12 protein-coding genes and 1 pseudogene are annotated in these 11,066 nt (G+C 50.4%); 7 read left to right on the top strand and 6 right to left on the bottom strand.

Translation table 11 applies throughout. From position 1 onward, the window contains the following. The first annotated feature begins 86 nt into the window (after positions 1-86). Positions 87-503, top strand: a complete 417-nt coding sequence (locus NST04_RS04160; RefSeq protein ID WP_341183258.1) for a hypothetical protein — start codon at positions 87-89, stop codon at positions 501-503. 215 nt (positions 504-718) lie between these two features. Here NST04_RS04160 and NST04_RS04165 read toward each other — a convergent pair whose 3' ends face one another. Beyond that, a complete protein-coding gene (locus tag NST04_RS04165) occupies positions 719-1,099 on the bottom strand; it encodes a RidA family protein (RefSeq protein ID WP_341183259.1) in 381 nt (126 codons plus the stop codon). 104 nt (positions 1,100-1,203) lie between these two features. Between NST04_RS04165 and NST04_RS04170 the strand changes: the two genes are divergently transcribed. The 6 genes and pseudogenes from NST04_RS04170 to NST04_RS04195 all read left to right on the top strand — a co-directional run bounded on the left by NST04_RS04170 (position 1,204) and on the right by NST04_RS04195 (position 5,128). Beyond that, the gene (locus NST04_RS04170; RefSeq protein ID WP_341183260.1) at positions 1,204-1,539 is read left to right on the top strand and encodes a winged helix-turn-helix transcriptional regulator; all 336 of its coding nucleotides are present in this window, start codon (positions 1,204-1,206) and stop codon (positions 1,537-1,539) included. A gap of 40 nt (positions 1,540-1,579) precedes the next feature. Next, positions 1,580-2,438, top strand: a pseudogene (locus tag NST04_RS04175) (hypothetical protein). Positions 2,439-2,602: 164 nt separating this feature from the next. Then, the gene (arr, locus tag NST04_RS04180) at positions 2,603-3,025 is read left to right on the top strand and encodes an NAD(+)--rifampin ADP-ribosyltransferase (RefSeq protein WP_341183261.1); all 423 of its coding nucleotides are present in this window, start codon (positions 2,603-2,605) and stop codon (positions 3,023-3,025) included. Positions 3,026-3,077: 52 nt separating this feature from the next. Further along, positions 3,078-3,626 (top strand): MarR family winged helix-turn-helix transcriptional regulator, encoded by a 549-nt coding sequence (locus tag NST04_RS04185; protein WP_341183262.1) that lies wholly within the window; start codon positions 3,078-3,080, stop codon positions 3,624-3,626. A 99-nt stretch (positions 3,627-3,725) separates the two neighbouring features. Further along, on the top strand, positions 3,726-4,265 hold the full coding sequence (locus NST04_RS04190; protein ID WP_341183263.1) for a hypothetical protein: 540 nt from the start codon (positions 3,726-3,728) through the stop codon (positions 4,263-4,265). Next, positions 4,262-5,128, top strand: a complete 867-nt coding sequence (locus NST04_RS04195; protein WP_341183264.1) for an SDR family oxidoreductase — start codon at positions 4,262-4,264, stop codon at positions 5,126-5,128. The genes NST04_RS04190 and NST04_RS04195 overlap by 4 nt, the downstream gene beginning before the upstream one ends. Before the next feature lie 134 nt (positions 5,129-5,262). Here NST04_RS04195 and NST04_RS04200 read toward each other — a convergent pair whose 3' ends face one another. The 5 genes from NST04_RS04200 to NST04_RS04220 form a co-directional block, all read right to left on the bottom strand. After that, positions 5,263-6,576, bottom strand: a complete 1,314-nt coding sequence (locus tag NST04_RS04200; protein ID WP_341183265.1) for an ABC transporter substrate-binding protein — start codon at positions 6,574-6,576, stop codon at positions 5,263-5,265. A gap of 95 nt (positions 6,577-6,671) precedes the next feature. After that, a complete protein-coding gene (locus NST04_RS04205) occupies positions 6,672-7,781 on the bottom strand; it encodes a glycoside hydrolase family 172 protein (RefSeq protein ID WP_341183266.1) in 1,110 nt (369 codons plus the stop codon). 21 nt (positions 7,782-7,802) lie between these two features. Then, on the bottom strand, positions 7,803-8,648 hold the full coding sequence (locus NST04_RS04210) for a carbohydrate ABC transporter permease (protein ID WP_341183267.1): 846 nt from the start codon (positions 8,646-8,648) through the stop codon (positions 7,803-7,805). A 13-nt stretch (positions 8,649-8,661) separates the two neighbouring features. Continuing rightward, a complete protein-coding gene (locus NST04_RS04215; RefSeq protein ID WP_341183268.1) occupies positions 8,662-9,537 on the bottom strand; it encodes a carbohydrate ABC transporter permease in 876 nt (291 codons plus the stop codon). Between the two features lie 102 nt (positions 9,538-9,639). After that, positions 9,640-10,908, bottom strand: a complete 1,269-nt coding sequence (locus NST04_RS04220; protein WP_341183269.1) for a sugar ABC transporter substrate-binding protein — start codon at positions 10,906-10,908, stop codon at positions 9,640-9,642. Positions 10,909-11,066 lie beyond the last annotated feature (158 nt).

The raw sequence follows: 11,066 nt of genomic DNA on the forward strand, positions 1-11,066 counted from the left end.
TGCCGCCGATACTATTGTCTGGGTTAATGGCAATCGTATACAGTTAAGATACAACGACAAATCAAACGAAGAGAGGCGTGAAGCGTATGTGGGGATTGTTCGGAAAAAAGAAGGAACCGCAGGATCGTCTGGAGAAGGCAGAAAAGATAATGAACAAAGGAATATCGGGGCTAGTTATGAAAACCATGGTCTCCAAAGAACACAAGGATCTCATTAACCAAAGTCTGGCTACGGCAAAACAGGCGCAATTGGCATCGAGCGGCACCGTGCCGCTTAGTGCAACCGCTGTCGTCGTATCCGTGACGGATACGGGAAAGCTCATCAATTTCGATCCGATCCTCGTCCTCGTGTTGAACGTGACGGAGAACGATGGGAGAACGTATCAGAAGACACTAGAAACGCTCGTATCGAAAATCCAAATTCCGCGCGCCGGAGATCGGGTCGGCTTGGGTCACAACCCGGCTAATCCGTCCGAGCTTATGTATATGGGACTGCTGCCATAAAGGTTTGAGGAGCAGGTGGAGTCAGACCTTTAACGGGTCTGACTCTCCTTTTTCAAAATATAAGGATTTATATGTTGCACACGATAACTTATCCTTCTATTTCTCGCTGAAACGGTGCCGTCCCTAAAAGGATGGCAAAGTCGTTTCCACTTGTATGGGAAATAAATTCACATTAGCGCCAAAAGGTAATTTCCTCGCTGCCCTGCCGCACGGAATCATACATGCGCCACAGCCCGCACCTCTACCCACTGTTCCGGAAATGCCAGGTAAGTCACCCCGATCATGCTCCCCGCCGGCCGGTGCGCTCCGACATACTTTTTGAAAAGTCCGATCGCAGTTTCCCCATGCTCCTGCGCATTCGTCAGATACAGCTCCACGTAAGCCAGATTATCCTTTGTTGCTCCGAACTCTTCTAACACGGTATCCAAATTCTCCAGCGTCTGCGTCATCTGTGCCTGAATATCGCCTGCTCCGACGAAGTTGCCCTCCGCATCATGGGAGAACTGTCCCGAGATATAGAGCGTGTTGTCAACAAGGTACCCCTGCGAAATCCCGTGATCCCAGAGATTATGGTTGTACGTGCGAATGGTCGTCATGTCTTAACCCCTTTACTTTAAAGTAAGGCTATTATAGACTGAGCAAAAATAAAGGGATAGTACGCACAAAGAAGTGGGCTACTATCCGAAAGGATAGTGTGAACATGGGCATTTCTGATCTGAAGGGCAAGGAAACGGTGATCCAAGACACTCCGTTCGGTTATACGATGTCCGTAATCGGCGGGAAGTGGAAGATGGCAATTCTGTATCTGCTGTCCGCCAATCCGTCTATCCGATTCAATGAAATGCAGAGACAGCTCGGAGCGGTGACGTACAAGGTACTCAGCGCGCAGCTTAAGGAATTGGAGGCCGACGGGCTGGTGAAGCGCGTGGAGTATCCGCAGATTCCGCCCAAAGTGGAGTATTCGCTGACAACGAAAGGACAGACGCTGCTGCCTGTGTTGGAGCAGTTATGCGAGTGGGGAGCACAGAACCGGTGAGGTTCACCATACATGCGACAAGTTCATTGGGGGGAAAAGAATGGCCAGAAGCATGCTTGAAGACGGACTATGGATTATTTCTCAATGTAAAAGCGTGACGGGTGATGTTTGGGAAGCGCATTTTGGGGCGGCGGCGATTGCAGGTCATTTTTTTGTAAAAGAAAACTCGACGTCTGAGGATACCGTTAACAGAATAATGGCTCAATCCGGGACGATGCTCGATAAACATTCATCCCGAGGAGCAGCTCCTCCCGTGGTTGGAATAGATCCTGGAGCCGCGGAAAAAATGATCCTGGAATCATTGGAGCCCGGGATCGATGAGCTGCATTGGGTCGGACACAATGTGATCTATGCGGCGCTAAGCTTGTTGGCCATTCAAGAGCTGGGGGGATGGGGGACGAAGGATGAAATCCTGGGAATCTCCACATTGATTCGTTCTTTCGACAAGTCTATCCCCGGGAGATCTTGGATCGGGTATTCCGTGTCTGATGTGAGGAAATTGGAGATTGATGAGAACGATCATTTTCCCGCTATTGCGAATGCCGGGCAGCTGTCAGCATTCATATTAACTGAATTGTCTTCTTTTCGTACCATTTATAGAGCGGAAGCTCATCACGATTTAATAGGCCATATGCTGACCTTCTCGCATGCGTTGAATATTCTGTTCGATCTCGGCCATGTCAGCTATTTTAAAAGAGGACTTCGCCCGCGCAGAACGGTCCGAATGGCTGCCGATTGAATATGAATATTGGTCTAGGGATTATGCCCATCATGACTGGGATTTTGGACATGTTTTTAAGTTTCCGTTCAGTTTTTATAATCACCTGGGTAGAGTTCCCTCCCGAATGATCAAGGCCATTGAAAATTTCCGCTATATCGTTTATATCCAATCAAGCTGACAATTTGCCGTTACAGACAGCGAAAAGGTTGAAGCTCCGGTGCTAAATATATAACTCTCTACTTATATTATAACCGGATTTGGAATTTTTTTATAGACTACAATTTGCGCCCCTGTAGCCTTATACTCTTATACGAAAGTCAAAACCTAAAGGGGTGTGCCTATATGAATGACAACAAAAACATCTTAGATCCAGGTCCGTTCTTCCATGGGACGAAAGCAGAATTGAAAATAGGAGACTTGCTTGAACCCTTGTATTTATCCAATTATCAGGATAAAAAATCGAATCATATCTATTTTACGGCAACGTTAGACGCTGCTAAATGGGGGGCTGAATTAGCAAAATCCAACTCAAATTCAAAAGAGAGAATTTATATTGTGGAGCCCGTAGGTGAGTTCGAGAATGATCCGAATTTGACTGATAAAAGATTTCCCGGAAACCCAACACGTTCATACCGGTCTAAATCCCCTCTGAAGATATTAGCGGAATTAAGTTCATGGGAAAGACATTCCGATGAAGAAATCAATCATATGCTCCTGTCTTTAAAAAAACTAACTGAAGAAGGGAAGAATGTAATATACGATTGAGTCCTGCAAATAGCAGGTTGACACCAAAGTAGTTAGGTGCCATACTACATGTATGAACAACAAGAATAATAAATTAAATGACATGGAGGCTATTCCCTCCCTTGTACAATCCAAGCGTCAGATTGACCGCTATAACCTCGACATTGACGCACAAGCTATACTTGTCGCGTCTAGGCTAATGGCAGCTGGGGCCCAGCTTGGGCATGCCTCCGAGGTTCATTTCTCCAGATTCGGCTTATCCACAGGCCGATATCGTGTATTGGCCGATCTTGAGGATAACGAAGGAGAAGAGTTGCCTTCGCAATTAGCGGAGCATTTAGGCGTTACACGTGCTACAGTGACGGGTCTGATCGACACTCTTGAACGTGATGGCCTGGTATCCAGGCGATTAAGCTCAGAAGATGGCCGTCAGAGATCGGTTGTTTTGACGGAAGAAGGAGATAAGAAGCTACGTGAAATGGCTCCTGAGCATTTCGCCTGGCTGGAAGCCATGGTGGGCTTACTCAGTAGCGATGAGCGCAGCGTATTTCTCGACTTGCTGGGCCGGGTTACACAGGGCATCGCTGCACTTACGAACGAACCAGGCTCGAAACCGCAATGAAACATCAGTAATGAGTAGAATGGGCTAGTAATGCTAGCCTATTTTTACTCCCATATAGTTAGGTACCTAATTATATTTCGCTGAAAGCCATGAAATTGAATGATCTCAAAGAAAGAAGGGAGCAACGAAATGAACCAGATAAAATACCCGAATCAGACCGATGATGCTTACGGTATCAAGACGGTTGGTTCCAGGAATAAGGCCTTTGTATTATGGCGTGAAGTTGTAATGGCCTATGCTGCTCCTGCCATCATGGCAAGTATTGGGGGGCTGATCACTGCTGACAGGGGGCTTCAAATAGGGGCATTGACCACAATCGGCGGTGCATCGGCCCTGATGGCCTTGCTGATGGGCCTTTTGTTACGCAGCCGAGTGGGCGATATGCGATGGGTTCTAGGCGCACTTCACTTGGTTGTGGTAGGAGGGTTCGCATTAGCCGGGTCCTTGTGTGGCCTATGCGCGGCATGGGTGACATCCGGTGTACTAGACATTATGATGCCGGGCATTCACTTGGCCTGGGCCGACCGCATCTGGATCGACTTCCCGTTGTCCGGATTCATAGCAAGCACGATAGTGATATGGCGGTGGCGTCTTGCCGCCGCAACTAAATTGTCATCCAAAAGGAGAATGAAAAAATGATAGTTATTATGGGAGCAACAGGTACGATAGGCCGTGCGCTTGTGGAACGTTTGATTGATCTTGGTGTGCCCGCCAGGGCTCTGAGCAGAGAGCCGGAGAAGCTGCGTAATCAGATCGGAGAAAAAGGCCGGTCGGCTATCGAGGTCGCATGGGTAGATGCTGCTGACCCCGAATCGCTGCGCCGCGCCTTTACAGGTGCCAGCCAGCTCTTCCTCGCCCTGTCCAACAGTCCAAGACAAATCGAATGGGAAACTTCAATCATTCAGCTTGCAGGCGAATCTGGAATCAAACACATCGTGAAAATATCCAGCCCTGCCTTTGAGCAAAGCGCTCCCGTAGCAGTCGCGGGCTGGCATCAAGAAATCGAGAATGCGCTGAGGGAATCAGGTCTCACCCACACCGTGTTGCGGCCTTATGCGTTCATGCAAAACATAATGCGCTTTGCCCCAACAATTACAACCCAAAATGTTTTCTTCGGCTCTATGGGCAATTCACCATGTAACTTCATTGACTGCCGCGATATCGCAGATGTTGCCGCAGAAGCTCTAACTAACCCTGAGGTGTCCGGCCAAGTATATACGCTTACGGGTTCAGAGATTGTCAGCTATCCTCAGATCGCGGATCGGCTATCCGCTCTGCTTAATAGGCCAATCAGTTACATCAACTTGGAACCCCAGGAACTACTCCGTAATCTTATCGAACACGGGCATATGCCTCCTTGGCTTGCGAACCATGTTGTGGAAATTCAATCCATGGCTACGGTAGTTCCAGAACGTCCAAATGACACTGTGCAGCGCTTGCTCGGCAGAGAGCCGCGTAAGCTGGAAGCCTTTCTGCATGAGAGTGTAGAAAATTTCCGGTAGAGGATCATCAACGTGAGTTGCCCGGAATCAATAGCATTGAAATCACACCGTTTGGGCTAACGTACCAACGATTGGGTTACAAAAAGGGAGATTAGCAGCGATAAACAGCTGTTGATCTCCCTTTTGCGGCTCTGCTATTCGCTAGCTTCTTTTGCCGACATGTCGTCCCAGATGTTCTGGAATTCCTGAAGCATTTTTTCTTTCCCGATCTTCTTGCCGATATACGACTGGATCTGCGTGGCCATTTGCCAGGTGTTCGCTTCGTAGCCGGGGTACAGCTGCCATAACCAGGGGAGTGTCTTGCCTTCCTTGATGTAGGACAGAATCTCCCCGGACAGGGGACCCAGCTTAGCTTCGGTTGCCGGAATGCTCTTGAACGCCGGAATGAGCTTGGCATCATCCACGATGAACGCCTGGCCGGTGCGGGAAGATACGAGCCACCGCAGGAAGGCTTTGGCTTCTTCCTCTGTTCTTGAGTTCTTCAGCACCACCCAATAATTCGCAACGCCAACAGGAAGCTTGTTCATAGCCTGGGCATCATCGTTGATCGGCATCGGCAGAAATCCGATATTGAGGTTCGGGTGGAGCTTGTCGAGCTGCAGCTGCGTCCAGGTTCCCTGCTGCATCATGGCGGCGCGTCCGTTCGCAAAGTTAGCAACCTGTGTGTAATAATCCGTCTGCAGCGGATTGGGCTGGCCGTACTCGACGGTCAAATCTATCAGGTTCGTCCATTGCTTAAATATCGTATTGTCTGTCAGAGCGGCGCTGCCATTCTTCACCCGTTCAATAAATGCAAGCGGATCTGGCTGCTGGGCGAATGCGGTGTTAAGCAGATGATTCCCCAGAATCCACCACTCGGCATAGCCGTTCTCAAAAGGACGGATGCCGGCCGCCCTAAGCTTAGCGGCCGCTTCCCGCAGCTGCGTCAGCGTGGCGGGAGTGTAATGGATGCCAGCTTGGCGGAACAGGTCCTTGTTATAAATGAAGCCCCAGCCTTCCAGGGCGAGCGGCATCCCGTAAATCTTGCCGTCCTTCGTAATAGCCGGCTTGGCCAAATCAAGCATATCGTCTACCCATGGCTGGTCGGACAGATCTTCCAGATACTCCTGCCACAACTCGAGATCGGTGTAGCCTGCCACAAAAAAAATGTCGGGCTTATCACCGGAGTTGAACTTTGTCTTAAGTCCCGCACTATAATCACAGCCGCCGCCGCAGGTATCAACTTCAATGTTCACGCCGGTCTCCTCCTGATACCGCTTGACCAGGGTGTCCAGCTGCTCGGCCATTTCGACCTTGAAATTGAAGATCTTGAGTGTAGGGGCCGGCTCTGCGGTCGCACCTGCCGGGCCGGAGTCATTCACGACTTGGTTATTGTTCCCCCGGCACGCCGTGCCAATAACGGCCAGGACCAGCACAAGGGCAGTCAAGATCATGGATCTAAGCTTCATGGCATATCCCTTCGTCAATCAAGATGGCTGCACATCCAGTATAAACGCCATCCCCCCAAAGAGGAAACAAGCCGTTGTTCCTGCTGCCGCGCTTATTAGCGCGGCCAGCGTTCCTCCTTGCCCATCAGCGGTGTGAAAGGCTGATGCGGCTCAGTCTGATACCAATAGGCGACCGATGCCACGTCATCCTGGCGTTCGAACAGCCCCTTTTTATACACGCCGATCTGCTGAATGGTAACCTTCAGATCCTCCTGGAACCGGATGGGGTCCAGAATGTGCCAGCGGTAAAATCCACGCATGGGCGGCGCATCGTCATTGTGGTACGGATTATGGACGGCCTCGTCATGGCTGGAATAGTAGGGATAGCCCATGTATGGCGTGCAGTACGTGTTCTCGATCGTCTTGCCGTCCTTTTGAGTCGCAAAGCTCCAGGCACCCCCGAAATAATCCTCAGTGCCGGTGCCGCAGATGGTCGGATACTCCTTATCGCCGTCGATATACATCTTGATCTCGCCCTCTCCCCACCAGTAGCGCTCCAGCGTGGTAAGTGCCATGTAGGTTCCGACATATTGGCCGCGGCCTTTGACGTTGTCGAGAATGATATAATCCTCCGCTTTATCCGTGATCCGCTGCCGCTTCCATTGCGCGTGGAAGTAAGCCGTATCTTCAGGCAGCTCGTCATGCAGGCAATAATCAATCTGGTAGAAGAAGGCAGGAATTGACGCTTCATGCTGGTTCTCGATTTCAATTCTGGCTTTGCTCCGGAACGGCATCGGAAAATAGCAGTTGAATCCTCTTGTCGGATTGACAACGATCGGCTGGGAATTGACGGTGCAGCCTCTCCCGAAGCCATTGCAGAAGAAATCGCCCAGCGGGCTCTCAACGGAAGGCTCCGTCTCATCGTCCCAATACATGCGCAGCACCAGATCGCGCAGAACAAAAGTATCCGCTTCGGTATGATCAGTCACCGTAATCCAGATGTGCTCGATAATGCCAGGGCCGCTGATCTCAGCCAGCGTTACAGTTGCCCCGGGCGCCACATCCCGGATACAGGGGGAGCCTTTGCGGGAGGGGCCGAGAGGGCCGGAGGCCATCCCTCCTTTTCCTTTTTCACCGTGCGGATTCTCTGCGTTAATGGCCCGGCTTCTGCCGGTCTTGATCAGAGGGAGCGACGACAGTCCTCCCTGGAACGGGTTGATATTCATTTGTTCTTCTCCTCTCGGTAATCAGCCTTTGACGCCGCCGGCCATAATGCCTTCCATGATCTGTCTCTGGAAGATGGCGACGAATATAATGATGGGCAGAATGATGATCCAGCCCATAGCACTAACCAGATCCCAGGGCACCGCGTACATATTGTCTCTAAGAGGCAACTGTGTAATAGCTGTTGAGAGCACAGAGATGCCATTGGAATAGAACAGCGGTGTGAAGAAATTGTTCAGGCAGGTAATAAAGTTGACGATACATACTGTTGCCAGCGCCGGTCTCAGGAGCGGAATCGTCACATAGAACATCGACTGGAAAAAGCCGCAGCCGTCAATAGAGGCGGATTCCTCGATGGAGACCGGAATATCATTCAGATAGTTCTGCAGAATCAGGATGGTGAACGGAAGAATACCGCTGATATACAGGATGATCAGGCCGGTATACGTATCGTATAAATGAACGCTGCGCAGAAAATCATACAGCGGCCGCGCGGTCACCACATCGGGAATCAGCATGGAGGCCAGCAGGAAGCCGACGGCAATGGATAATCCTCTGGTGCGGAAACGGGCAAAACTGAAGGCAGCCATGACGGAGATGACCATACCAATCAGGATGGATAGCCCCACAATAATTGCGGTATTTCCTATTTTGGGCAACAGGCCAACATTCTTGATCAGATAACGGTAGCTGTCCAAGGTCGGATGGGCCGGCCAGTACTTGACCGGTTTGGAGAATAGCTCTCCGGCCGGTGTAATGGAAGAAATAAAGATCCACCACAGCGGAAAAAGAATAAGAAATGCGACAATGGCAGCGAGTCCCCATATGGTCAGGGTCAGCGGCACAGATCTGGAGTTTTTGGGGATCATAGGATATCGCTCCTTAATAGTCTACGCGTTTGGCTGCCGACATACTGAGCCCGCTGAGTACAGCCATCACCAGGAACAGCACGACGGCAATCGAAGCGGCGTAGCCGGTATTCAGATTCGTAAACGCTTCGGTGGTTACCCGGTAGGCAATAAGTGCGGTGCTCTCACCCGGCCCGCCGCTTGTCATCGCGTATACAACATCAAAGGAAGTGATGCGCCACATGGTAAAGAATATGCTGAGCATCAGAATGTTCCTGGAAATAAGCGGAAGCGTGATACTGAAAAAGGAGCGGATGCTTCCGGCTCCGTCAATTTTGGCGGCCTCATACATGTCCGAGGAGATGAATTGCAGACCGGCCAGCACCAGAATGGCGAAGAAGGGCAGGTCCTTCCATAGGTCCACGGCGATTACGGCGCTGCGGGCTGTATTGGTGTAGATCAACCAGTCCAGATTGAAGGAAGGGGCGAACCGGCGGATAAAGTCATTGATCAGACCATATTCATTGTTGAAGGCCCATTTGGACGCCATCGCGATCACGACCATCGGCATGGCCCAGGGAAGCAGCACGATGGTTCGGAGCACCTTTTGTCCGCTGAATTTCATATTGAGAATTAGCGCCAGGATGATTCCGAGCACAATATGGCCAATCATCGATCCCACAACGAAAATGGCCGTAAACCGGATAGAGGTAATCATTTTCGAATCGTGGAAAAGCTGAACATAGTTATCCAAGCCGACAAACCTGCGGATGCCCTGCAGCAGTTTGACCTCAAACAAGCTGATATGGAAGGTTTCGATAATGGGATATATGGTCGTGAAGATCCGGATCAGCAGCGCCGGCAGTACAAGAATCCAGGCAATCATCCAATATTTTTTGCTGGCATACATGAAATGCACCTTCCTCGCAGGTTAGCCATATCCGTAGAATAGGGGCGGCACAAGCAGGCATCTACAGATCAGCCTGCTTGTGCTGCCGGGAAATGGCCCTGATTATTTGTAACGTTCAACGGCTTCCTGTGCTTTTTTGCAGAAATCATCCAGCGTAATTTTGTCCTGGATGTAGTTCTGAAACAGCGTTCCCATCTCGGAGATGAACTCCATCGTCTGCGGCAGCATCGGACGCCCATGCACCTCGTTGGTCGATTGGATCTCGCTGTAAATAGTCTTGATGTCTCCGGTAACCTCTTCTTGGGCCGCAACATCCGCTCTGGCCGGATAGCGGTCAAAGTTCTTCCAGCCGTTCAATTCACCGTCTTCACTGGCGGCATATTTCAGGAACTTAATGGCAGCATCCTTGTTCTTGGAAGCCGAGTTCAGGACATAGCTCCAGGAATCCGTGAAGATACTCCGTTTCGCAAATTCCGGCATATTGATCATATGGATCTGATCTTCACCGTAGCGGTTCGCCTGCTTGTAATCCGTACCGGTCCCCCACATGAAGACGGAAGCATATTTGCCGTCGATGAACTTCTGGTTCATCTGTTCATATTTGTCCGCAATTTGATCCACTGGTGTGACCTTCCAGGTATTGGCCATGTCGTACATGAATTTGACTGCCTTGCGGCTGCCTTCATTGCTCCAGTCAAAGTAATCGCCGCCGAACAGATTGACGAAGGTCGCGATTTCGTTGAAGACATACGTCTTTTCCCAGGAGCCGCCGTATCCGTACTGACCGTCTTTGGTCGTCGCTTTCAGAAATTTCACAAAGTCTTCTTCGTTGTTAATGGAAGTCATGCCTGCGGCATCGAGCTTCTTCTGATCGACCCACAGGCCAAGATAACCGGTGTAGCTGGGGACGCCGATCAGATCACCTTTGCTTGAGGTCAGCATATCCTTCATATAGCCCTGCGGCAGCTGTTTCCGCACATCATCAGTCAGGACCGTATCCTGCAGCGGCTCCAGCCAACCGGCATTTTTAAAAGAGGTTGCCATTTCATCATTGATCTCAAGGATGTCAACGGTATTGTCACCGGAGGAAAGGATCGTCGATACCTTCTGCTGGCGGGTGTCCGAATCGGTCGGCGCGGCGACCCAGTTGATCTTCACGCCACTCTTTTCCTCCGCTTCTTTGAGCCAATCCTGAAATTTAGGATTCGTGGACTGAATAGTGTAGAGGGTAATCTCATCCTTGCCTGCGTTGCCGCCATCCTGGGTTCCGGCTGCCGTCTCGTTTGCCTTGGAGTTATTACCGGAGCAACCGGACAGTGCAACCGCGATCGTTAAGGAGCCGGTCAAGAAGAGGGACCAAAATCGTTTCATACCATAACCTCCCTGTTTTGTTTTTCTTGAAAGCGCTTTACAATCTCAGTATAGCTGCTGCCACACCAGCGAAAAACAGCCGTAATTGATCAAAAATGTGTAAAATCGTGATATGGGTCATATATCCATTTCAGCACCGGGGCTTTCTATTGACCTTC

This window comes from Paenibacillus sp. FSL H7-0756 (genome assembly GCF_038006765.1).
Lineage (GTDB): Bacteria > Bacillota > Bacilli > Paenibacillales > Paenibacillaceae > Paenibacillus_AQ.